Raw genomic sequence first — 23625 nt, 5'->3', positions numbered from 1 at the left:
GGGTGGGGAGCGGCCTCGCGAGGGGCGTGTCCGGGCCCGGCGGCGGCCCCGGCGGTGGCCGCCCGTGGCGGCGCGCGCCCGGCGAGAGCCGCGCCGGCCGCCGCTCCGGCCTGCTCGCCGTACCCGCGTCGCCGTCCTCGCGCGGTATCCGGAGGGGGCGGGCGCGGTTCAGTGCGGGCCGGGGTGGCGGGCCCCGGCCGGGCCGGGCGCTCGCCGGCGGCCCCGGTCGCGGTCCTCTTCGGCGCGGTGGCTTCCGCCGAGCCGCTGTGGCCGCCGGGACGGCGTGGGCCCCGGGCCGGGGCATGCGGAAAGGGCCGTCCGTCCGGACGGCCCGGTTCGTGTGCGAGGGGTGGCCGCACCCGCGAGGGGCGTCACCGGCCCGGACGCGGCGGAAGGCGTGGTGGAGGACGCGTGGGCGGGTCGTGGCCCCGGCCGCGGCCGGGCGGGCCGGATCCGGCGGAGCGGGGATCGCGGTGCGCCCGCGCCGTGCCGGTGGGCAGGCGGGGGTGCGTCACTCGGAGGCGTAGTGCCGCTCCAGGCGGGTGAGTTCCGCCTCCCACAGGGAGTCGTCGTCCTCGCGCCGCGAGTAGGGGAGCCTGCGGGCCAGTTCGTAGAAGCCGCCGGAGGGCCTGCCCGTGGCCTGGAGCACCACCAGGGCGGAGAGGAGGGGAGCCGACCCGTCGGGGCTCTCCTGTGCGGTCGCGTCCGCCAGGAGGTGGGGCATCGCTCCGAAGCGGGGCGGGACGTGGTGCCCCCGCCGTGCCAGTTCCCGGCTCAGGTCGGTGTAGGTGAGGGGAGCCCTCCGGCGGGCCCGGTCCCGGAGGATCTCCACCATGTCGGCCAGTGCGTCCTCGTACTCCGGCGTGCCCTTCCGCATCGTCCGCCCCCTGTTCCCCTCCGGATGACCGCTGAAAGGCTGCCGGAAGCCCGTAGACATGTCAACTGAGCTCACGTGATTGAGGAGTCGGCGCACCGGGTGGGAATGGCCCGATCTCGCGGCATTGTGAATGGAGTCAATGCATGCCATGTATAGTGGCGGCGCATCGGAGTTCTTTTGTCGGGTCCGGCGGGCGGAGGCGGTTCGGGCGGCGTCCGCCGCAGGAGCCGCGGCGCACGGCGGGGAACCCGGGTACGAGGGCGCCCCGGTTGCGACGGCCGCGGCCGTCGCACACCGGTCCGGTCGCCGCGAGGAGGGGGCACGGCGACCGGACCGGTCCTTCCGGCCGGTCGTCTGGAGGCGGCCGTCAGCCGTTCACCGGGAGGGGGTCGGCGAAGTGCCAGCCCCGCGCCAGGAGTTCGTCGACGGCCGCCACGGCGGTGCGCAGCCGCTCCTCGCGGGCGCCGGTGAGGACCAGATGGGGCAGGCCGCGGCGGGACAGCTCGGTGCGGAAGCGGCCGGTCATCCAGGCCCGCAGGTGCTCCCCGTCGCGCAGCCCGTCGTCCTCGAACGGCACGCCCTCGTGGTCGGTGAGCAGCCACAGGTGGTGGCGGCCGCGGGCGGCGACCGCCTCGACCGCCGGGCTGCGGCCACCGGTGTAGCGCTCGTGCCAGACGGTGGTGGCCAGGGCGTCGGTGTCGCAGAACAGCACGGGCGAGCCGGTGCGCGCGGCGGCGTCCTCGTCGGCGAGCTGGCGTTCCGCTATCAGTTCGAACTCGCCCGACTCCCAGACGAGTTCCTCCAGTGCCGCGCCGGGCCTCTCCGCCCGCAGCCGCGCGTACTTCTCCTCGCTGTACCGCCGCCCGTACTCGGGCACCCAGCGGGTGTCCGCCCACACCCCGCCGCGGGAGCGGTAGTGCGCGGCCAGGGCGCGGGCGAGGGTGGTGGTCCCGGTGGACTCCGCGCCGACGACGACCACCCGGCGGGCCAGAGCGGCCCGCACCGGGGCGGCCAGATACTCCCAGCAGCCCACGGGGTCCTTGCGGACGGCGGTGCCGGAGACCGGGTACGCGGTGCGGTCGAGGTCGACGGTGACCGCCGCCGCCCCGAAGCGGCGGCCGAGCTCGGCGCCGTACGCCTCGGAGGTGAAGACGGCGTCGACCGGCTCGGGGACGGCGGCCCGGAAGACGGCCATGTGGGCGTCCCAGATGCCGGGGTCGGAGTAGTCGACGGGGACGTCGTCCACCGCGCCGACGACGTCGACGCCCTCCTCGGGGTGCGCCTCCCGCATCCACGCCACCCGGTCCTCCAGGGGGATGGACTCCACGGAGGAGGCGCACACCAGCACCGTGAGCCGGCGGCAGCGCGCGGCGGCGGTGCGGACCAGGTGGTGGTGGCCGGCGTGCGGCGGATAGAACTTGCCCAGCACCAGGCCGTGCCCGAACTCCCCGCCGCCCCGGCCGGTCGCGCTCACGCCGCCGCCTCCACCGGGGATCCCGGCGTCCCGCGCCCGGCCAGTTCGCGCCGCCAGCCCAGCAGCCCGGCCACGCACAGGGCCATGAAGCCCACGTAGAGCAGCGCGGTGAGGTAGAGGCCCTTGTAGGCGTAGAGGGGGACGTAGACGATGTCGGCGGCGATCCACAGGTACCAGGACTCGACCTTCTTGCGGCACTGGCCGTAGGTGGCGGCCAGCGACAGCGCGGTGGTCAGGGCGTCCCAGAAGGGCACGGTGGAGTCGGTGGCGCTCGTCAGCAGCAGGGTCAGGCCCGCGGTGACGGCCACGGTCGCCGGCGCCAGCACCCACCAGGTGCGGGCGTCGGTGCGGGTGACCGGCAGGCGCCCCGAGGCGGCCTCCGGGCCGCCGGCCGTCCACGACCACCAGCCGTACACCGCCAGCGCGATGTAGACGACCTGGAGTCCGGCGTCCGCGTACAGGCCGGCGCCGGTGAACAGCAGAATGAACAGCAGGTTGTTGGCGATGCCGATCGGCCAGTTGGCGATGTGCTGGCGGGCGACGAGCCACACGCACAGCGCCCCGCTGCCGAAGCCCAGCACCTCCGTCCAGCTCACGGGGGTGTCGAGCAGGGTGAACAGGGGTTCCTGGAGGGGAGCGAGCAGGTCCGCGATGTCGGTCACGCGGCGACCTCCTTAAGTGTCAGAGTGACGATAAGGGGGGCGCCGCATGTTGGCAAGGGAATAAGTCGACAGGAGCGGCATCCGTTCCGGAAAGCGGACACGCATGGCGCGACGGGCGCTCACCGTTCCGTCCCGGTGGACGTGGGCGGCCGCACGGCGGACGGCGGCAGGCCGCCCCGCGGCGAATTCCCGAAGCCCTCCGGCCGATCGCCGCGGAGCCGCCGGTGGCCGGTCTACGGTTCCAGGGGCCGCCGGGCCCCGCTGCCGCGTTCCGCGCGTACCGCTTCGAAGGAGTGACCTCCCGCATGACGAACACCGCTGCCGAACACTACGACCGTCTCCTGGCGGAGCACTACACCTGGATGCTGGGCGGGGACATCCCCTCCCTGGCCGCCGATCAGGAGCGGCTGCTGCGCGATCTCGGGGTGCGGCCGGGACCGGCCGGGACGCTCGCGGTCGACCTCGGCTGCGGTCCCGGCCCGCAGAGTCTGGCCCTGGCCGGGCTGGGCTTCGACCGGGTGCTCGCCGTCGACACCAGCCGGGCTCTGCTGGACGAACTGGCCGCCCGCGCGGCCGGAACCGCGGCCGCCGGCGTCGTCCACCCGGTCCACGGCGACATCCGTCACATCCTCCCGGAGCACGTCGGGCCGTCCGGCGCGGCCGCCGTCGTCTGCATGGGCGACACTCTGACGCACCTGCCGGACAAGGAGGACGTGACGTCCCTGCTGGACGACATCGCCCGGTCCCTCGCGCCGGGCGGCCTGCTCGTCATCGGCTACCGCGACCTGACGGCGCCGCTGACCGGCACCGACCGTTTCATCCCCGTGCGTGCCACCGCGGACCGTGTCATGACCTGCTTCCTGGAGTACACGGACGAGGACACCGTCACCGTCCACGACCTGGTCCACACCCGCTCCGGGGACACCTGGACGCTGCGGACCGGCTGCTACCCCAAGCTCCGGATCGACCCGTCCTGGCTCGCCGGGCAGTGCCGCGCCGCGGGACTGGACGTCCGGCACGACGCCCCCGGCCCTCGTGGGACGCGCATCGTCACCGCGGCCAAACCGTGAGGCACCGTGGCCGAACCGTGAGGCAAACCGTGGTCGGGAGCCCGTGGAGCGGGTCCCCGACCGGAGCCCGTCACCCCCTCGGGTAGCCGATCTCCTCGATGTCCCGGGCGAGGCCGGCCAGGGTGACCCCGGGGTTCAGCGCGGCGACCACCTCGCCGGTCAGCGGCCGCAGGGCGAAGACGTGGCGGACGGCCTCCGGGTCGACCGGCATCTCGTAGTAGTCCTCGGCGAACCGCCGGAAAGCCTCCGGTGAGCGGTCCACCAGCAGCTCGAACAGGTACCCGGCGCCGTCGGGGTCGCCGTGGTCGTCCGCGTCCTCGGGGAAGGCGATCGTCCCCGCCCGCCAGGCGCCGTCCCCCGGCTCCCGCCACAGGCAGGCGGTGACGAAGGGCATGCCGTCCTCGTCGCAGAACGCCGGCTCCTCGACGTACGGCCGGAAGACCTCCGGGACCTCGTCGAGCACGCCCGGCCAGGGAGCGCCGTGCTCGGCGTAGGGGCTCATGGGCGACTCGTGGTCGAAACCGCGTATGTACGCGCCGGCCGCGGAGAAGACGATCGAGTACTCGTCCCCCGAGCCGTTGTCCATCGAGGCCAGCTCCTCCGTCCCGGACCAGCGGGCGTCGAAGGAGTGGTGGCGGAAGTCCCTCTCCGGGTTCAGGACGGCCTCCACCATGGCCATGGCACGGCAGTGGTCGCGGAGGGCGGCGATGCCGGGCAGCCGGCGGGCGATGTCGTGGACGGTCACGGGGCCATCCAAGCGCACGCCACCGACAATCCCCGCGGGTCCCGCTCAGCGCAGGGTGGGCACCGCGCCGCCCTCCACCACCTCGACCCCGACCCCCGGCAGGCCCCGGCCCCACCTCCCGGCGATCCCGGCGACCACGCCCCTGCCGGGCGGGGTGCGGCCGAGACCGATGGCGTACCGGGCCAGGGACGGTCCGGTCTCGAACGGGCGGGGCCAGGCGTGGACGTCCGCCGCCCCGGCGTCCTCCAGGGCGGCGAGCAGCGCCCGCAGCCGGCCCCGCACGGCGCCCAGGACCTCCTCGAACTCCCCGTCACCGGGCGGGTCCACGGTCAGCACGGCCCACGCCGCGTGGCGGCGGTGGAGGGGCGGCGGGGCGAGCAGCTCGGGCCAGGGGTCGGTGCCGGCCTCGGCGGCCGACTCCAGGATCTCCCAGGCCCGGTAGAACTCCCGCACCAGCAGGTCCCGGCCGCCGGCGCCCACCTGCGCGGTGCAGGAGCGGACCGGCGCGGCGGGCGTGAGGACCGTCACCGCGGCCCGCCCGTCCCCGGCGGGGGCGGCGGAGGCGGGGGAGGCGGGGGAGAGGCCGACGGGCCGCCGCCAGTCCCAGGCGGCCCAGGTGCCGTGGAAGTGCCGCAGCAGCTCGTCCCCGGGCAGGTCCCCGGCCTCGCGCACCACCGCCGCCGCCAGCACCGCCCAGGCCAGGCCCGGCAGCCCGCCGAAGGGCGCCGAGTCCAGGCCGCGCGCCCGCGCCCACGCCTTCACCTGCCGGGCCAGCCGGGCGAAGGCGGCGTGCCGGCCGCCGACCGCGTCCCGTACGGCGTCCGCGTCGGCCACCGCGCCGAGCGCGACCGCCGCGGCCTCGCCCAGGCCGGTGCGCCGGTCCACCGCCCCGGCGGGGTCGAGCGGGCCGGTGGCGACGACGGTGAGGTCCACGTCCAGGCCGTCCACGGAGAACTTCAGCCCCGGCACCCGGGCCCCCGTCACCTGCCGCATCCGGACGGCCCCGGACAGTGCCGCAGCCACCCGTGCCCGGACCCCGGCGATGTCCGCGTCGCCCGGCAGGGCGGCCACCAGGTCCAGGTCCGCGCCGTCCAGGGCGCAGCCCAGGCGCCGCGATCCGGCGGTGTGGACGGTTCCCTCGGGCAGCGCCTCGGCGACGCGCCGGGCGATCCGCCCGGCCCGCTCCCCGTCCCGGGGCCCGGCCGGGGGCGTGCCGGCGCCGTCCCCGGGAAGCCACCGCACCTTGCCCGTGCCCAGGGCGACCGTGGCCCGGGGCCGCATCGGCTCGCGGCCCCGGCGGGAGAGCAGCACCAGCTCCCCGACCCGCGCCGAGACGCCCTCCAGCCGGGCGGCGCACTCGGCCGCGACCCGCTGGGGGTCGGTGGTGCGGCCCAGCGTCAGGTGCGGGGTGAAGCCCTCGCGGCGGCCCCGGCAGCGGGGGAACCGCCGCACCAGCGCGCGGTGCAACTCCGCCCACGGCCCCTCGCCGCCGTTCGCCGCCGGGTCGAGCCAGACGGTGGCGTCCTCCCGGTGCCCGAAGGTGTGGACGCCCTCCAGGCGGGCGGTGAACGGCGGCACCCCGGCCGCCGCGGCGGACAGCAGCGGAGCGGCCCGCTCGAACTCCGACTCCGGGACGAACCCGAACAGCACGTTGACGTGCGGCGGCCAGCGGTGGATCTGCGGGTCGTGCTCCCGCCGGAGTTCCTGGACCGGCGGCCACAGCTCCCCGGGCGGCAGCCACGCCAGCGCGGTACGGGCCGTGGGGCGCACGTCGAGGACGTCCCCCGCGCCGTCCCCGCCCAGGCGCAGCTCGGCCTCCACGCCGTAGTGGTCCGACACGTACAGCCCCCGCTCGGCGGGCGCGTCGCCCCGCAGCGCGGCCGCGGTGACGCGCAGGCCGTCGCCGCGCAGCAGGATCCGGTCCAGGCGGGAGGCCCGGCCGGTGAGGGAGGAGACGGCGGCCAGCGGGTTGGCGCCCGGGTCGAAGGTGGGGGTGCGGTCGCCGGGGCCGCGGGCCTCCGTCCAGGCGTCGCGCAGGCCGAGCGCGGCCGCCGGCCCGTCCGCGCCGTCGCGGCCGTCGTTGAAGTCGCCCAGCAGGACCAGGTCGCCGTCGACCCCGGCCAGCCCCTCGGCCAGCCGGGCCAGTTCGGCCTCCCGGCGGGCCGGACCGTCCTGGGCGTGGTCGCTGGTGAGGTGGGTGGCGGCCACCGTGAGCGGACCGGAGGCGGTCTCGACGGCGACGGCGGCGACGGCCTTGTGCGGACCGAGGGCGTGCACGCCCGCCTCCCGCACGGGCAGCCGGCTGAGCAGCAGCAGACCGTGCTCGTCGACGTCCCCGCCGCGCGGGTCGGTGCCCAGGGTGTAGGCGGCGCGGACCCAGGGGGCGTCCAGCAGCAGGGCCAGCAGCCCCGCCTCGACCTCCTGGAGCGCGATGACGTCCGCGTCGGCCTCCTCCAGGGCGGCCAGCAGCAGGGGGCGGCGGCGGGCGGTGTCGATGCGGTCGCTGTCGTACCGGTCCCACAGGGTGTTCCAGGTCAGCACGCGCACGCCCGTCGCGGCGGGCGGGGCGGCGGCCCGCGCGGGCCGCCATCCGGCGGACGGGTCCCAGGCGTGGGGCGTGCGGGCCGTGAAGAACGGCGCGCGCAGGCGGCGCGGGTCGCGTACGCGCCCGGCGCCGGAGGAGCCGACGCGGTCCACGCCCGTGGCGCGGTCCCAGACCACCTCGCCGTCCGCCTCCACGAACAGCACCCGGTGCCAGGGGATGTCGCCGCCGGGCGTGAAGGCGGGCAGCGGGATCCGCTTGGGCCCGGCCCCGCGCTGCCGGACGCCCACCACGAACCGGGCCGGGTCGAGGCGGGGGTCCCAGCGGATCTGGTGGTAGACCTCCTCGCTGGTGCGCATCACCACTCCTCTCCGTCAGGGGCCCCTTCCGGGCCTCCGCCCAGATGCCCGTCGGCGTCCCCGACCGTCCCGCCGCTCCCGACGTACCACGTGCGGTGCGCCTGACCCGGGTACGGCGGGACGAAACGGCGCGACTGCGCGGCGAGCACCCCCGGCGGCACCGGATGCGGCCGGACGGTGTTGCGCCGCGCCAGCTCCTCCTCGCCGACCAGCGCGACGACATGCGTGACCAGCGCGTTCCGGCGGCGCGCGACCGCGTGCACCTTCGAGCGCTGCTGCGGGGTGAGGGAGGTGGCGTCCCACACCACCGTCGTCCCCCCGCCCGCGGCCAGGGCGGCGTCGAGCCGGGCCAGACCCTCCCGCAGCACGTCGTCGTTGGCGCGCTGGTCGGCGCGGGAGCCGCGGGCCTGCCGCAGGTCGTCCAGGCCGACGTACGCGCCGACGCCGGGGAGGCCCGCGGCGAAGGTGCTCTTCCCGCTGCCCGACGGCCCGACCAGATGGACCAGCCGGGGGAACTCCCCGGACCGCCACCGCCAGGTCGCCGCCACGGCCTCCTCCACGGCGCTCCCCGCGTCCCGTCCCGCGTTCCCTCCCGGCCCGCCGATCCGGCCCAGCGCGTACGCCTCCCGCGCCTCCGCCCAGCACCGGTCCGCCGCGTCCCCGTCCAGCCCCGCACCGGAGAGCGCCTCGCGCAGCCCCGCCCGCAGCCGGCGCAGGGGCGTCCCGTCCAGCAGCCCGGCGTCCTCGGCGTGCAGCGCGGACCACTCCACCTGCTCGTGCGCCCCCGCCGCCTCCGCGTCCGTCCGGCCGGCCAGGACCGAGGCGGCGACCGCGTGCAGCACCCCCAGGTCGGCGGCGAACGCCATCCGCACCAGCCCGGCCCGGCGCTCCCCGTCGGGACGGGGGCGGTGCAGGAGCGGAGCCAGCCCGACCAGGTCGGCGACGCGCCGCGCCAGGGGCATCCCCAGCGGTGCGGCCGACCGGGACGCCACCCGGGCCCGGGGAACGCCGTGCAGCAGCGCCGCCAGCACACCGGCCAGCCGCGCGTCCCCCGTCCGTCCCAGCACGTCGAGCCGGTCGGACACCTCGGCCACGGCCGCCCCGGCGGCCTCCCCGTCCGCCGGCGCCGTGCCGACGGCGGCCGACAGCGCGGAGACGTCCGGGGCGGCCCCGGAGCGGACGGCCCACAGCGCGGCGGACGGGCCCAGGCGGTTCTCCACGACGGCGGCGTGCATCCAGTGCGTGTCCGTCCGCACATGGCCCGGACGCACCCACTTGGCCACCCGCCGCCCGAACTCCTCTCGCGCGAACCCCCCGACCGTGCGCACCACGTACCCCTCCCGGCGCGCGGTGTCCAACCTCAGCGCGCGCAGGGCCCGTTCGTCGTACACGCCCCGCCACAGCACACGCGGCACCGGCACGCCCAGCCGCCGCAGGAACCGCACGGTGCCGTCCCAGTCCAGGCAGCGGTCGCGGTCGTCCCACACGGAGAAGCCGTAGAAGTAGCTCTCCAGGTCCTCGTAGGGGATCGAGTGCCGGGCGAAGACGTTCTCCCCGCACACCCGCCAACCCGGCGGTATCGCCGCACCGATCCGCCCCTGCAGCGCCTTGACCCAGGCGCGCGAGGGGTGGTGCGCGGAGTCGGGCGAGCGGGCGTGCATCCCGTCGCGGTAGAGGGTGGTGTTCTCCCCGTCGAGTTTCTCGGTGACCACCACCTCGGCGCCCCGCAGCCCCGACAGGTCCCCGGCCCGCACGTCGTCCGACGACGCCCCCGGCGACCACGGCAGGTGCGGCGTACGGGGGTAGTGCACACGCATGATCCGCTCCTGGCAGGGCTTGTTGGGGCGCGGATCACTGTAGGAGCGGGGCGGAAGGGGCTCCAGCGAATAACCGCAGACGGGCCGGACGGCGGACCGTGCGGGTTGTGACTCCGTGCGGCCCGACGGGCTGTGCGCCGCCGCCCACCGGCGGGGTGCGGGGGTGACGCACGGTCACGGGGACGCCCCTCACCGGTTCCTCCGGCGGAGGCGGTGGAACCGCCTCCGTGTCCGTCCGCCTCGGGCCGGGGCGCCCGGCCGTACGAGGAGCGCGGTGACGAAGGGACCGGCGGCCCGGAACCGCGAGGTCCAAAAACCCCCGGGACCCCCACACGACCCCGCCGGGCGGCGCCGGCAGGTTCATGGCCGCCCTCGGCGTCCCGGCGAGGGCGGGTTCAGGCGGGGGCGGCCCCGCCGGGCGCCGTCGAAGCCCTCGGACGGCCCCGCACCCCGAGGGGGATCACCTCTTCACCCCCCTCGCCCTCATCCACAGCGAGTTGAATTCCTCACGCCTCATGCGGAGTTCCTCTCCCGCGCGGGCGAGGGTCTCCACGGTTCCCTCCCAGGTTCCGGGTTCCGCGGTCCTCCTTCCTTCCGGGGTCACCACGACCGAACGCAAGGGCTCACCCCGGAAGTACTCCGTCAGGACCCTCGTGCCATCGGTTCGGCGAAGCTCCCTGATCTCGGTTCCGTCCGCGTCGAAATCCTCCGGGACCACCTGGAGGGCGAGCACCTCCAGGTCCCACACGATCACCCTGACGGGACGTCCGTCCGCGTCACGGCACGCGTACGGGGGATCGAAGTCGTCGACGAACTCCAGCGCCACCCCGATGTCGCCGACATCCGGCAGTGCACTGGTCACCCCCTCCTCGTCCGTGAACAGCAAGGGGAACTTCGGTCGCAAGGACACGGCTTCTCACTCCAATATCCGACGTGGTGATTCTGTGTGTGCGCATCGAGTGCCGCCGGGGGCGCGCCCGGTGAACCGGCGCGCCCCCGGCGGGGTCTCTCCCAGCGGAGAAGCGGCATCAACACTGCTGCGGGAGCAGCGTCAGAACCTCTTCCACCAGGGCAGGTACCTGCCCCTGCTGTCCCTTGGGCGGTCCCACGGGCGGTGCCGGCCGATCCCGGGCCGCCGGTGGTAGTGGGGCACCTTGTGCCTCCCGCCGGGCAGACGATGGTAGTGAAGCCCGAACTTGCGCTGTCCCTTCCAGCGCAGGTCGCAGCCGAAACCACCGGCTCTGGGGAAGCGGCGGCACGAGACCCGGGTGTTCCTCACCACGCTCTTGGCGCCGCGCCAGGCCTTCCTGGCGGCGGGGACGATCTTCCTGCACGACTTCCAGCACCACTGGCCCGCTCGTGCCACCCAGGCCCACCGGCCGTCGAGGTCGTACTTGTTCAGCGGATCGGCGAACGTGTACTCGTAGGCGTTGGCGTTGCCGCCGTAGACCGGGTCCATGGACAGGAACCGACCGCTGGCGGGGTTGTACAGACGCACTCCCATGAGGGTGAGGCCGGTGAGGGTCTCGGTGGAGCGCTGCTTGGCGCCCAGCCAGTTGTAGCGAGTGGCCGGCTGCCCCTGGCGGGGGTTGCCGTACTCGTCGCTGTCCAGGGCGACGGGGGCCTGCCCGGCGTCCAGCGGGAGCTGGAGGGCGATGTCGCCGTGGATGGTGCTGAGCTGGAGGACGGTGTCGCCGGTTTTGCCCGTGGTGGCGGCGAGGTCGCCGGAGGCGGATTCGACGTTGCGGGTCAGCGCTCCGGTGGCGGTGTCCTCCACGATCCAGCGGGGATTGTCGCCGTCGCCGTCGTAGTGGTTGCGCCTGGACGCGGTCTGCGTCCAGGTGTCGCCGCTGCCGGTCTCGACCGTCCAGGAGCGGAACCGCAGGGCGGGGTCGAGCTGCCAGGTCTGGCGCTTGCCGTCCGTGGTCTGCCTGTGGACCAGGTCGTTGGCGTAGTAGGAGATGGTGCCGTTGCCGGGTGCGGCGGTGGTGCGGCCGAACGCGTCGTAGGCGTAGCCGGAGTCGACGATCCGGTCGGCGCTGTCGTAGGTGTGCTCGGTGGTGGTGCCTCCGGTGGAGGTGCAGGCGCTGCCGGGCTCGGCGGCGGAGGTGGTCAGGGTCTTGCGGTTGGTGCGCTTGTCGAAGCCGTAGACGCGCCGGGTGCAGACCTCGCCGACGGTGTCGTCGACCGTGGTCAGGCGTCCGGCCCTGTCGTAGCCGTACTTCTGGGCGGACCAGCCCTGGTGGCCGGTGACCTGGCCGTGGACGGACTCGGTGACGGTGTCGGTGTAGACGGTCGTGCCGTCGCTGTCGCGGGTGTACACCCGGGACACGGGGGCGCCGGCGGTGTCCTCGGTGACGGTCAGGGTGTAGCCGCCGGGCAGCTTCTCGGTGGCCACGGAGCCGTCGGCGTCGTAGGTGGCGGAGAAGGCGCCGGCGACGGAGTCGCTGGTCTTCGTCACCAGGCCGCGCGGTTCGGCGGTGTGGTCGTAGGTGTAGGTCACCGTCGAGGGGACGGTGTCGGTGGTCTTGACCGGACGGTCGAGCAGGTCGTACTCGGTGGTGGTCTTCCCTCCGTCGGCGTCGGTGTAGGAGATCAGACGGCCGAGCTTGTCGTAGGCCTTGGTGATGGTGCCCGCCGTCGGGGAACCGACCTCGGTCACCCGCCCGGTGGCCGGGTCGTACTCGGTGGTGGTCTCCGGGACGGCCTGACCGGGACCGGTCACCTTCACCGTGGTGGGACGGCCGGCGTCGTCGTACGACGTGGTGGTGGTGCGGGTGGCGCCGTTGGCGGTGTCCGTGACCTCGGTGACCTGGCCGTAGTAGCCGTACTCGGTGGTGCTGTCGGGCAGCTCGGCCGGGTTGGACCCGCCGCCGGTGATGTCGCCCGCGGGTCCGGTCCAGCACACCTGGTCGGCCCACTCGGGACGGCCCTTGCACCAGCCGGTGCCGTCGGCGGACCAGTACTCGGTGATCCGGGTCGCGGCGTCGTCACCGGTGCCGCCGGGCAGCACCTGGGAGGTGACGCGCCCCTGGGCGTCGTAGCCGGTGGTGGTGGTCAGGTTCAGTCCGCCGGAGTCCTGGACGGTGAGCGTGGGAAGGCCCTTCGCCCAGTCGTACCGGGTCGCGGTGACGCGCTTCTCGCCCATGGCCGAGTAGTAGTCGCGGACCCGTGCGCCGGTGATCTCCAGGGTGACCTGGTCCTTGACGCTGGCGGTGCCGTCCGTGGGGCGGCCCTCGTCGTACTCCTTGACCGTCCAGGACCGCGCGGGCACCGAGGTGCCGGCCTCCACCAGGGTGGTGGTGCCATCCTTGAGGTCCTCGGTCAGTTCCACGCGGCGGATCGGCCCGAACTCCTCCAGCTCACGGGTGCCGGTCTCGTTGTACAGCGAGGTGGTCGACAGCAGGTGGGCGCGCTCGGCCGGAGTGCGGGCGACGATGCCCAGGTCCGTCAGCGCGGCCCGGTGCTCCACCGTGGCGCCCAGGGCCAGGGCCCGGTTGGAGGCGCTCAGTTCGCGGACGGTGTTGCCGAACCGGTCGTACTCGGTGGTGGAGACGTGCTTGCCCGGCTGGGCGGTGTTCACCTCGCGCCCGGAGGCGTTCAGGTAGTGCACCGTGGCCCGGCCGTAGTCCCCCGGGGCGAGGTCCGCGCCGGAGTGCGAGGCGGGGGCGGCGTCCGCGGGGAAGACCGCGGTCGCGTCCGAGGGGGCGTCCAGCTGGCCCCAGCCGGCCACGTCGTTGGCGCCCATGGCGTAGGGGGCCTTGGTTCCGGACAGCGGGACGCCGTAGACGACGCGGGTGACCGCCTCGCCTTCGACCGTGCCGACCGTGCCCTGCTTCAGCGCCGGGCGGGAGACCTTCAGCAGCATGCCCTCGCCGGAGGCGGTGCCGCTGCCGGCATTGCCGTAGGTGAAGGTGTAGGGCAGCTCGCCGGGAGGCTCCATCCAGGTGACCCGGCCCTCGTGGTAGGCGTACTGGGTCTCGGCCTGCTGGCCGGTCCTCGGGTCCCAGTTCTGCCGTAGGCGGCCCTCGGAGTCGTAGCGGTAGACGGCCACCGCCGTGGCGGTCGCCGACGAGGCACCCGGTTCGGTGGCCCACAGCCGCAGCTGCTTCACCTGTCCGGCGTAGTCGCCGAAGTCCGCGTCGCTCTGGGTGCCGGTGGCGGTCGTGGTGGTGGCGTAGACGAACTCCAGCACCCGGCAGCCCTTGGTGGACGGGGTGGCCTCACACGTGGCGGCGGTCGCCGCGGAGGTCGGCGCGATGATCCGCTTGGGGCGGGCCAGCGTCCTGCCGTCCACGGTGACCGTCTCCGAGACGACCTTGGTGGTGGAGTTGGTCAGGCCGTCCAGCAGGGTGCTGGAGACCTGCCATGTGGCGGCGGCCGGTCCCGGCTTGGTGAACGCGGTGACCGTGCCCTCGGTGTCGGTGAGGGTGAACGAGCCGGTCACGCCGCCCTTGAGCGTGAGGTCCTCCGCGCCGGGTTCGGGGATCCAGCCGGTCTTCGCGGCGTTGGCGGTGAAGTGGATCGCGTCGCCCTCGGCCATCACCACGTCCACCGCGGTGTCGGAGACCTTGCGGATGTGGCTGTAGTCGGACTCGGTCAGCTCCGCGACCGTGCCGGCCACCCACTCCTTGCCGAAGATCGGGGCCTGGCCCTCCTGCCGGGCTCCCTTGTCGGGCGTACGGGAGGAGGCGGTGCGCGTCACGGTCATGCCGAAGAACGACGCGTCGGTCTCCGACAGCGTGTAGTCGCCGGTCAGCAGGTTCACCGAGCCGGGGCCGACCTCGTCGGCGGCGGCGCCGTCGGCGTTGCGGTCCACGACCACGGCCAGCGGTTCGGTGCTGGTGGACGCCGAGTCCGGGCCGGTGAAGTCGGCCTTGATCTGCACCGAACCGTCGGGGTCGACGGTGTCGGTGGCGTTCCACACCAGAGCTGCGTTCCTGCCGTCCGTCAGCGGGACGGGCCACGCGGAGACCGGGTCGCCGCCGGAGGTGACGTCCCCGGCGGGGATCTTCACCCACGGGTCGGCCTCGGAACGGCGCCAGGAGAAGGACACCTTGTCGTACCTGGCTCCGTCGGCCTCGGCGACCAGCGGCAGACGGCGGGCGGTGCGCTCGCCGTCGGAGGGCTGGAGGAAGCCGCCGGACCCGGCGTGGAAGGTGTACTCGGCGGCCTCGGACTTGTTGTCGGCCTTGTCGACGGCCCGCACCTGCAGGGTGTGGGTGCCGTTCCTGGGCGGGGCGATCGAGATGTTCCTGGCGGCGGTGGAGCCTCCGGTGGCGACCTTGGTCCAGGTCACGCCGTCCAGCGTCCACTCCAGCCAGTTGTGGTCACCGCCGTTGGGGGTGACGGTGAAGGTGCCGGCCTGGCCCGCTCCCTTGACCCACTTGTCCGACGGGTAGTCGGTGGAGGTGATCTTCGAGGGCGCGGAGGGGTTGGTGGTGTCGACGGTGAAGGTCTTCCACGCCGACCAGCCGGTGTTGTAGTGCGTCCCGTCGTACGGGCTGGTGCGGAACCTGTAGGTCTTCCCGTTGCTCAGCACCCCGGCGGGAACGGTGACCGAGGCCGCCTGGCCGCTGGGCACGTACTTGGAGACGATCACGTCGCCGACCTGGGTGTTGGTCGCGCTGTCGTAGATCTGGAAGGTGCCGTTGACCTTGTCGCCGTCGGGGTCGACGAAGGTGTCCCGCAGCGTCGGCGTGGTGGTGTTGACCATGTAGGCGCCGCTGTAGGAGAAGTACGGCGGACCGGCCTCCTGCCTGGTGCCGGTGCGCGGCCGGTGGTTGTAGGTCACCACCAGCTTGGGCGGGTTGGACGCGGCGTTGGCGGAGTTGACCCGCTTCCACTGCGCCACCGAGCCCTCGTCGGAGGCGCGGACGCCCATGTGGCCGCGGGTGGCCTTGGCCGAGGCCCACTCCTGCACCAGCGAGGTGACGTCGGCGTTGATCCACCCGTCGGGCTGGGTGGTGCACGAGGCGTTGCCGCGGGTCTCGGTGGAGGTGGCCTTCTTCGCCGTCATGGTGGGCCGGTTGGCCCACCGGCTGGAGGTCGAGGCCGCTGCTGAGGACCACACCTCCCACGGCTGGGCCTTGCAGTCGGCGTTGTTGCCGGAGTGGAAGTTCCACAGCGACAGCCTGGCGCTGGAGACCAGCGCGTCCTGCACGGGTGTGGTGTTCCAGGTGATGAAGGACTGCGCGGTGCGCGGGGTGCCGTCGGCGTTCTTCGTGCCCGGGTTGCCGAAGTCCAGTTCGACGTCGGTGGACCTGTCCACCGTCTCGCCCTGCTGGACGTAGGTGTCGAAGACGTTGGACAGCGAGGAGGTGGAGGGGTCCACCGTCACCGGGTACGTCGTCCCGGGATCGGAGAGGAAGTCGGCGTCCGGGGTGATGACCAGGTCCACGCCGTCGCCGTTCTCCACCACCTTCCAGTCGACCTCGGCGCGGTGGGTGTGCTCGCCCGAGCGCTTGTCGGTACTGGCGTCCCACATCACCGGCGCGGGCATCACCGCCCGCTTCTTCCTGCCCGACTTGCTGTCGGTGAACAGCAGGCTGCCGTCCTTGAGCTGCCTGACCTTCAGCCCGTCGGTCTCCAGCGGCAGGGTGTAGGAGTACTCCTTCGCCGCGGGCCGTTCCTTGATCTCGACGAACTGCTCGAAGCCGGTGCGGGTCGCCTCCACGACCACGTCCGCGCCGGGGACGGCGTTGACGTAGGTCGCGCGGTTGCCGTCCAGCTTCGGGGCGGGCAGGCCGCCCTTCCAGCGCAGGGTGATCTGCTCCTTGCCCTCGCCCAGGGTCACCAGGTCGCGGGCGGGGGCCCTCTCCGCCGCGGCCAGGGACTTCGGCAGCGCACCGCCCCTGCCCGCGAGCGTCAGCCCACTCGGGTGCGCGGCGGCTTCGACCGAGCCGTCCGGCTGCCGGACCAGGTCGACGTCGACGTCCACCCACTCGCCGTCCCGCTGGAAGCGGACCGGGCCGGCCGACAACTCGGTCGTCAGGCTGCCGTCCTTGTTCACCCATGTCGTCGAGGTCTCGGTGCGCTCGCTGAGCGCCTCGATCCGCTTGCCCGACAGCCGTGCCGCCACCTTCGCGGACGGAATGTCGGCCGCGGCCGTCACCGCGGGCTTCGGGGTCTTCTCCGCCGGGCGGGACGGCTGAGCCGCCATCGCACCCTCGGTGAGGGTGGCGGCCATGAGGAATGCCAGGCCGCCCGCGGTCCACCGCAGACTCCTGCTCTCCAACCCCCATATGCTCCCTCTCCGCTCAGAGAGGTGCATATCTCCTATGCCTGTCAAAGCAGTTCCTGTCTGCTGTGAATGAAAACTGACGCCGTGAAAGATATCCGGTGAGCAAAGGCGTGAAAGGGGGATTTATCCACCGTAAGCAACCTGCCGGTAACTTTGCGTGAAGGTGATGTGTGCCACATGTGGAGGAGTGGTGAAGCGGTCCTTCCGGCTGTAAGGGGGCACGTCCGGACGCCTGCGCCCCCGGCGGCCGGCCCCGAGATCCGGGTTCATGCAGACGGAAGGATGCCCCGGTCCCTGCTTCTCCTCCTTCGAGGGCGTTCGCGTTCCAGTCGGGGGCCGGGGTATCCCGGCGGCTTGGGATGAACGTCCGCCCTTGCCGGTACGGTCGGCCGCGTCCGCCCCGCCTCGTCCGCCGCGCGCCGCCCTGTTTGCCTCCCGGCGCGTCGACCGTTTCGGGGCGGCCGGTGGGTTTCTTCGCCCCCTGCCCCGGGCGCTCGGCGGACCGGTGTGTCCAGGGGTGGAACGCACCCTTTTGAGGCGCCGGATATCGGTTTCTGATGACCGCTCATTGCAAAGACCTTGTCAAGTGCCTGCCAATAACAGGCACAGGAACCTGTCGCTCACGCCCCGAAGGTGACACTCTCTCGGACGAGTCACCGCGCTTCGAAAACGCGATCGATTCCGCGTGCTCCGGCCTGCCCCCGACCCGGTTCCCCGACCGGCCCCGACCCGGCCATGGACGCCGCGCCCCCACGAACGGACCGCCCCCCGCGGTCCCGCACCGAGGAGACCGAGTGACACCTCCCCCCACCCCCCGGAAGACCACCCTGCGCGTCGCGATACCCGTGGCCCTGGCCGCCATGGTGTTCACCGGGCTGCAGGCCGGACCGGCCGGCGCCCGGCCCGCGCCGGAGCCCGGCGCCGTCGCGGTCGAGCTGACCCCTGCCCAGAGAGCGTCGGCGATCAAGGCCGCCCAGGCCGAGGCAGGCGCCCAGGCCCGTGAGCTCGGCCTGGGCGCCAAGGAGAAGCTCGTCGCCCGCGACGTCGTCAAGGACGCCGACGGCACCGTCCACACCCGCTACGAGCGCACCTACGACGGCCTGCCCGTCCTCGGCGGCGACCTGGTCGTCCACGAGAAGAAGGACGGCGCCCGCGGCGTCACCAAGGCCACCTCGGCCCGCATCAAGGTGGCGAGCACCACCGCCGAGGTGTCCGCCACGGCGGCCGAGAAGTCCGCCCTGAAGGCCGCCACCGCGCAGGACACCGCCGGGGCCGAGGCCGAGAACGCCCCCCGCAAGGTGGTCTGGGCGGCCGACGGCAAGCCGGTCCTCGCCTGGGAGACCCTGGTGACCGGCGTCCAGGAGGACGGCACCCCCAGCGAGCTCCACGTCGTCACCGACGCCGCCACCGGGAAGAAGCTCGCCGAGTGGGAGGGCGTCCACACCGGCACCGGCACCGGGATGTACAGCGGCCGGGTCACCCTGGGCACCAGCGGCTCGGGCGCCTCGTACACCCTGACCGACACCGCCCGCGGCAGCCACAAGACCTACGACCTGAAGGGCGCCACCTCCGGCACCGGCACGCTGTTCACCGACGCCGACGACGCCTGGGGCAACGGCCTGCCCTCCAACCGCCAGACGGCCGCCGTGGACGCCCACTACGGCGCGGCCCTGACCTGGGACTACTACAAGAGCGTCCACGGCCGCAACGGCATCCGCAACGACGGCCGTGCCGCCTACACCCGCGTCCACTACGGCAACGCCTACGTCAACGCCTTCTGGTCCGACTCCTGCTTCTGCATGACCTACGGCGACGGCGCGGGCAACGCCAAGCCGCTGACGTCCATCGACGTGGCCGCCCACGAGATGACCCACGGCGTCACCTCCAACACCGCCCGGCTGGTACAGCGGGGAGTCCGGCGGACTGAACGAGGCGACCTCCGACATCTTCGCCGCCGCCGTGGAGTTCCGGGCCGCCAACGGCACGGACGTCGGCGACTACCTGGTCGGCGAGAAGATCGACATCCGCGGCAACGGCACCCCGCTGCGCTACATGGACAAGCCCAGCAAGGACGGCAGCTCCAAGGACTACTGGTCCTCCAGCCTGGGCAGCGCGGACGTCCACCACTCCTCCGGGCCGGCCAACCACTTCTTCTACCTGCTCAGCGAGGGGAGCGGCGCCAAGACCATCAACGGCGTCAGCTACAACTCGCCGACCTACGACGGCAAGGCCGTCTCGGGCATCGGCCGCGCCAAGGCCGAGAAGATCTGGTACCGGGCCCTGACCGTCTACATGACCTCCACCACCAAGTACGCGGGCGCCCGCACCGCCACCCTGTCGGCCGCGGCCGACCTGTACGGCAGCGGCAGCGCCGAGTACCAGGCCGTGAACGCGGCCTGGGCGGCGGTCAACGTCAAGTAGGGGCAGCACACGGGGAAACACCAGGAGGGCCGCGCCGTCGTCCGGACGGCGCGGCCCTCCGCCCGTACGTCCGGGCCGCCCGTCCTCCCTCCCGCCCGGGGCGGCCGGGGCGCCACGGCACTCTTGTGCGGGCGGCGCTCCCTCGTTAGGTTCCGCGGTGATCCGCCGTTGATTCGTTTCAGTCGCCGGCGGTGCCTCGGCGGAAGGGCGCAACCGATGACGCACATGGGCAGGCGGGCCTTCGCGGCCCTGACGGCGGCCCTGACGGCGGCACACCTGCGGCCCGCCGGAGCCGCCGCGGCGGAACCCCCGCCGCCCGGCACCGCCCCCGAGCCCCCGGCCTTCGAGTCCCCCACCCTTGAGTCCCCCGCCCTTGAGTCCCCCACCCTTGAGTCCCCCACCCTTGAGTCCCCCGCCCTCGAGTCCCCGGCCGTGCTGGACGGCAACCTCCCGGCCTTCCACGAGCGGCTCAAGGAGGAGCTGACCTTCCCGCTCGCCTGGGGCACGTCCCCGGTCCAGGACTTCCGCGCCTGGCGCCGGAAGGCCCGCGCCACCGTCGAGGAGCACCTCCTCCACCCGGCGGACGACTCCCCGTTCGACGCGGAGACCGCCGACGAGCGGACGGGGGAGGGCTGCCGCCGTCGGATCGTCCACTTCAACGCGACACGTTTCAGCCGGGTCCGGGCGACGGTCCTCCTGCCGGAGGGCAGGGGCCCGTTCCCGGCGGTCCTCCTGCTGCACGACCACGGCTCGAAGTTCGACATCGGCAAGGAGAAGCTCATCCGGCCCTGGTACGACGAGGCGAGACTGTCCTCGGCGCGGGCCTGGGCGGACAGGTGCTTCGACGGGCGCTTCGTCGGCGACGAACTCGCCCGGCGCGGCTACGCGGTGCTCGCCGTCGACGCCCTGGGCTGGGGCGACCGCTCCGGACTCGCCTACGAGGGCCAGCAGGCCCTGGCGGGCAACCTGTTCCACCTCGGCTCGTCGCCGGCCGGGCTCATGGCGCGGGAGGACCAGCGCGCGGCGGCCTTCCTCGCGTCCCTGCCCGAGGTGGACGGCGAGCGGGTCGCGGCGCTGGGCTTCTCCATGGGGGCCTGGCGGGCGTGGCAGGTGGCGGCGCTGTCGGACCACGTCCGCGCGGCGGTCTCCGTCTGCTGGATGACCGGCCTGAAGGAGCTGATGGCGCCGGGCGGCAACACCCTGCGCGGCCAGTCCGCCTACTGGATGCTCCACCCCGGCCTCTCCCGCCACCTGGACATCCCCGACGTGGCGAGCATCGCCGCGCCCAAGCCGATGCTGTTCTTCAACGGCGGCCGGGACACGCTGTTCACCGCCGAAGGGGTGGAGACGGCGTACCGGAAGCTGCGGGCCGTCTGGCGCTCCCGGCGGGCGGACGACCGGCTCCGGACGGAGGTCTGGCCGGAGCTGGGGCACGTCTTCGCCCGCGAGATGCAGGACGAGGCGTTCGCCTGGCTGGATGCGTGGGTGGCCCGCGCCCGCCGCTGAACTCCCCGGCGCGGCACGGCACGGCCCGCGAACGGAACACGTCCGCGCCGTGTGTGACGCCCTCCGCATCAGGACCCGGATGGAAACACAGTCAACGCTCTTGAATGCCGTGAACTTTCGCGTAGGCTGATGATGGTCGGCGCGAGGCCGGCCCAAGGGGTCTCTCAGGGGCGGGTGTCCGGATGAGCGAAACCAGGTGCAAGCGGTGCGACCTCCTCGTCGGCATGGGGTGCGCCTGCTCTCCCCGCGGGAACGGCGGGCAGGGCAGGAAGAGGAGCGGCTCCGGGGGGACGGAGGGCAAGCGCCGCCGGGAGCAGCCGGTGACGGTCCGGCGGACCGCCGCCTCCAAGGCCCCACGCGGCGGAAAGCGCCCGAACCCCGCGCCCCCGCGGCCGGACCACACACCCTGGTACGGCGACGACCGCGGGGCCGCGGAGTTCCGGGCGGAACTCCGCGACATCACGGAGCGCGGCACCAGCGTGCGGACCGTCTCCGGAGGGCTGCCGGGCCTCGGACGCCGCCGCTGATCCGCCCCTCCCCGCCCGCCGGGCGGGGAGGGGCGAGGTTCTCCAGCGCGATGGCCGGACCGGCCCCGGGGCCGCCCAGGGTGTCGACGAGGTCGGCGGCCCAGCCCGCGATGCCGTCCGCGGGTTCCTGCGGCAGGGCCGGGGAGGTGAGGCGCATGGGGATCTCCAAACGGCGGTTCGGTCGTCCGGGGCGGACGCCCCGGCGCCCCTTCACGCCAGAAACCGCAGGCCGGCGGCGGTACGGGGATTGCCGCCCGGCCCGGTACGGTTTCCCGTGCCCCAGCCGGCGGGGAACCGCACCGCGTCCGGGGACGGGCACGGCCGTGAGGCACCGGTCCCGAAGCCTGCCGGAAAGCCTCACCGTGTTCCGCCACACGAGTACCCTGATCACATCGTCATCGCGGCCCGACGGGCTTCCGCTCCACCCCGGTGGAGTTCTGAAGGACATGCCCCCACCCGCACGAGTTCTTCCGTGCTGCCTGGGGGCATTCCTTGCTGTTCCGCGCGTCCGCCGAGACGGTCGCCGTCATGGCGCTTGACGGCTCGCTCTTCCTGCGTCTCACCGAGCAGTTCGTCCACATGCACGGTCACCGGCCGGGGCCCTCCGAGGCACGCTCCTGGGAACGGAGCATCCCGGTGCTGGCCGCGGCGCTCAACGACGCGGGGCTCGGCGGTGTGGAGGTCATCCTGGAGTACGCGCTGCCGCTGAACAGCAAGCGCGTCGACGCCGTGCTCGCCGGAGTGCACCCGGCCACCGGGGAGCCGTCGTACGTCGTGGTCGAGTTGAAGCAGTGGAGCCAGGCCACGCCGGACGAGGACGACCCGACGCTGTGCCACGTCGACGCGTACGCCCGGCCCGTTCTCAACCCCGTCGAACAGGTCCGCCGCTACTGCGAGTACGTCATCAACTTCAACGGAGCGGTCGCGGAGCACCCGGAGCGCGTCAGCGGCGTCGCCTACCTCCACAACGCCACCGAGTTCGGAGTCGGGGGCCTGCGCGAGATCGAGACCGACGACCGGGGACAGCTCTACACCGCCGGGAGCCGGGGGGAGTTCATCGACTACCTCCGGGCCAGACTGAGCGGCGGGCACCCGGGTGCCCGCGCGGCCGACGAGCTGCTCGCGGGCAAGACGGTCCCGTCCAGGCAGTTGATGTCCGTCGCCGCCCAGGAGGTGCGCGAGCGCGAGCAGTTCGTCCTCCTCGACGAACAGCAGGTCGCGTACCGCGTGGTGCTCAACGCCGTGCGCAGGGCCAAGCAGTCCGACCACAAGGAGGTCGTGGTCGTCACCGGCGGGCCCGGCACGGGCAAGAGCGTCATCGCGCTCTCCCTGCTCGGCGAGCTGTACCGGCAGGGTGTTCCGGCCCTGCACGCCACCGGCTCCCAGTCGTTCACCAAGACCATGCGCAAGGTGGCGGGTGCCCGGAAGCGTGAGGTGCAGGACCTGTTCAAGTACTTCAACAGCTTCATGACGGCCGAGAAGAACTCCCTCGACGTCCTGATCTGCGACGAGGCCCACCGCATCCGCGAGACCTCCGCCAACCGCTACACCCCGGCCGCGCACCGCACGGGCAGACCGCAGATCGAGGAACTCATCGACGTCGCCCGGGTCCCCGTCTTCCTCCTCGACGAGCACCAGGTGGTGCGACCCGGTGAGATGGGGACGGTCGCCGAGATCAGGGCGGCTGCCGCGGCGAAGGGCCTCGCCTGCCACGTCGTTCCGCTGGACAGCCAGTTCCGCTGCGGCGGCAGCGACGCCTACCTGCGCTGGGTGGTGCGGCTCCTCGGTCTGGAGCCGGGCGGTCCGGTGGTGTGGGAGCCCGACGACCGGATGCAGCTCCTGGTCGCCGACAGCCCTCGGGAGATGGAAGCGTTCCTGGAGGAGCGCCGTGCCCGGGGCTACGGCGCCCGTATCTCCGCCGGCTACTGCTGGAAGTGGTCGCCCGAGCCGAAGCCGGGCGACCCGCTTCCGGCGGACGTGGTGATCGGCGACTGGGCCCGCCCCTGGAACCTGCGCGGCGACCGTTCCGTCTCGGGCGCGCCCCCGGCGGCGCTGTGGGCCACCGATCCGGCCGGTTTCGGGCAGGTCGGCTGCGTCTACACCGCGCAGGGCTTCGAGTACGACTGGTCGGGCGTCATCATCGGGCCGGATCTGGTCTGGCGCGGCGACCGGTGGATCACCGACCGCACGGCCTCCAAGGACCCGGTGTTCAAGAAGTCCACGCCGGACGCCGACGTGGACCGCCTGATCCGCAACACCTACAAGGTGCTGCTGACCCGCGGCATGGTCGGCACGGTGGTGTATTCGACGGACCCGGAAACCCGGGAGAAACTGCGGGAACTCGTCGGGGCGGAGCGGGCGGCGGCTCCCGTCTCCGCCTGA

At 73.7% G+C, this 23625-nt stretch carries 12 protein-coding genes and 2 pseudogenes; 5 read left to right on the top strand and 9 right to left on the bottom strand.

Features of this window, described 5'->3' with window-relative positions:
• Positions 1-511 precede the first annotated feature (511 nt).
• From ABD358_RS22880 to pnuC, 3 genes are all read right to left on the bottom strand, one after another.
• The gene (locus ABD358_RS22880) at positions 512-877 is read right to left on the bottom strand and encodes a hypothetical protein (RefSeq protein WP_344632998.1); all 366 of its coding nucleotides are present in this window, start codon (positions 875-877) and stop codon (positions 512-514) included.
• A gap of 367 nt (positions 878-1244) precedes the next feature.
• Positions 1245-2351 (bottom strand): AAA family ATPase, encoded by a 1107-nt coding sequence (locus tag ABD358_RS22875; RefSeq protein ID WP_344632997.1) that lies wholly within the window; start codon positions 2349-2351, stop codon positions 1245-1247.
• Positions 2348-3013: a nicotinamide riboside transporter PnuC gene (pnuC, locus tag ABD358_RS22870; protein WP_344632996.1), complete on the bottom strand. Its 666-nt coding sequence runs from the start codon at positions 3011-3013 to the stop codon at positions 2348-2350. The genes ABD358_RS22875 and pnuC overlap by 4 nt, the downstream gene beginning before the upstream one ends.
• A gap of 305 nt (positions 3014-3318) precedes the next feature.
• Between pnuC and ABD358_RS22865 the strand changes: the two genes are divergently transcribed.
• Positions 3319-4083: a class I SAM-dependent methyltransferase gene (locus ABD358_RS22865; RefSeq protein WP_344632995.1), complete on the top strand. Its 765-nt coding sequence runs from the start codon at positions 3319-3321 to the stop codon at positions 4081-4083.
• Positions 4084-4153: 70 nt separating this feature from the next.
• On the opposite strand, the gene ABD358_RS22860 is transcribed toward ABD358_RS22865, so the two are convergent.
• The 5 genes from ABD358_RS22860 to ABD358_RS22840 all read right to left on the bottom strand — a co-directional run bounded on the left by ABD358_RS22860 (position 4154) and on the right by ABD358_RS22840 (position 16735).
• Entirely contained in the window at positions 4154-4828 is a 675-nt protein-coding gene (locus ABD358_RS22860; protein WP_344632994.1) for a hypothetical protein, read from the bottom strand.
• Between the two features lie 45 nt (positions 4829-4873).
• On the bottom strand, positions 4874-7729 hold the full coding sequence (locus tag ABD358_RS22855; protein ID WP_344632993.1) for a poly(A) polymerase: 2856 nt from the start codon (positions 7727-7729) through the stop codon (positions 4874-4876).
• Positions 7729-9546 (bottom strand): RNA ligase family protein, encoded by a 1818-nt coding sequence (locus ABD358_RS22850; protein WP_344632992.1) that lies wholly within the window; start codon positions 9544-9546, stop codon positions 7729-7731. The genes ABD358_RS22855 and ABD358_RS22850 overlap by 1 nt, the downstream gene beginning before the upstream one ends.
• Positions 9547-10006: 460 nt before the next feature.
• Positions 10007-10450 carry a hypothetical protein gene (locus tag ABD358_RS22845; RefSeq protein WP_344632991.1) on the bottom strand — a complete coding sequence of 148 codons (444 nt, stop codon included), beginning with the start codon at positions 10448-10450 and terminating at the stop codon, positions 10007-10009.
• A gap of 147 nt (positions 10451-10597) precedes the next feature.
• The gene (locus ABD358_RS22840; RefSeq protein WP_425576400.1) at positions 10598-16735 is read right to left on the bottom strand and encodes a DNRLRE domain-containing protein; all 6138 of its coding nucleotides are present in this window, start codon (positions 16733-16735) and stop codon (positions 10598-10600) included.
• Positions 16736-17649: 914 nt separating this feature from the next.
• Here ABD358_RS22840 and ABD358_RS22835 point away from each other — a divergent pair.
• The 3 genes and pseudogenes from ABD358_RS22835 (at position 17650) to ABD358_RS22825 (ending at position 21243) form a co-directional block, all read left to right on the top strand.
• Positions 17650-19210 (top strand): annotated as a pseudogene (locus ABD358_RS22835) (M4 family metallopeptidase).
• Positions 19211-19435: 225 nt separating this feature from the next.
• Positions 19436-20716: a dienelactone hydrolase family protein gene (locus tag ABD358_RS22830; protein ID WP_425576399.1), complete on the top strand. Its 1281-nt coding sequence runs from the start codon at positions 19436-19438 to the stop codon at positions 20714-20716.
• Positions 20717-20898: 182 nt separating this feature from the next.
• Positions 20899-21243 (top strand): hypothetical protein, encoded by a 345-nt coding sequence (locus ABD358_RS22825; protein WP_344633030.1) that lies wholly within the window; start codon positions 20899-20901, stop codon positions 21241-21243.
• Between the two features lie 18 nt (positions 21244-21261).
• On the opposite strand, the pseudogene ABD358_RS22820 reads toward ABD358_RS22825, so the two are convergent.
• Positions 21262-21400, bottom strand: a pseudogene (locus ABD358_RS22820) (DedA family protein); the annotation flags it as partial.
• A gap of 335 nt (positions 21401-21735) precedes the next feature.
• Between ABD358_RS22820 and ABD358_RS22815 the strand changes: the two are divergent.
• Positions 21736-23625 carry a DNA/RNA helicase domain-containing protein gene (locus ABD358_RS22815; protein ID WP_344632989.1) on the top strand — a complete coding sequence of 630 codons (1890 nt, stop codon included), beginning with the start codon at positions 21736-21738 and terminating at the stop codon, positions 23623-23625.

It is taken from the genome of Streptomyces glaucosporus (assembly GCF_039533345.1).
Taxonomy (GTDB): Bacteria; Actinomycetota; Actinomycetes; order Streptomycetales; family Streptomycetaceae; genus Streptomyces; species Streptomyces glaucosporus.
This window is presented reverse-complemented; position numbering and strand designations above follow the sequence as displayed.

Excerpts from the sequence above, each read along its gene's own strand:
- ABD358_RS22880 (WP_344632998.1), bottom strand. The coding sequence starts at position 877 with ATGCGGAAGGGCACGCCGGAGTACGAGGACGCACTGGCCGACATGGTG.
- ABD358_RS22865 (WP_344632995.1), top strand. The coding sequence starts at position 3,319 with ATGACGAACACCGCTGCCGAACACTACGACCGTCTCCTGGCGGAGCAC.
- ABD358_RS22855 (WP_344632993.1), bottom strand. The coding sequence starts at position 7,729 with ATGCGCACCAGCGAGGAGGTCTACCACCAGATCCGCTGGGACCCCCGC.
- ABD358_RS22850 (WP_344632992.1), bottom strand. The coding sequence starts at position 9,546 with ATGCGTGTGCACTACCCCCGTACGCCGCACCTGCCGTGGTCGCCGGGG.
- ABD358_RS22840 (WP_425576400.1), bottom strand. The coding sequence starts at position 16,735 with ATGGCCGCCACCCTCACCGAGGGTGCGATGGCGGCTCAGCCGTCCCGC.
- ABD358_RS22830 (WP_425576399.1), top strand. The coding sequence starts at position 19,436 with ATGGGCAGGCGGGCCTTCGCGGCCCTGACGGCGGCCCTGACGGCGGCA.
- ABD358_RS22825 (WP_344633030.1), top strand. The coding sequence starts at position 20,899 with ATGAGCGAAACCAGGTGCAAGCGGTGCGACCTCCTCGTCGGCATGGGG.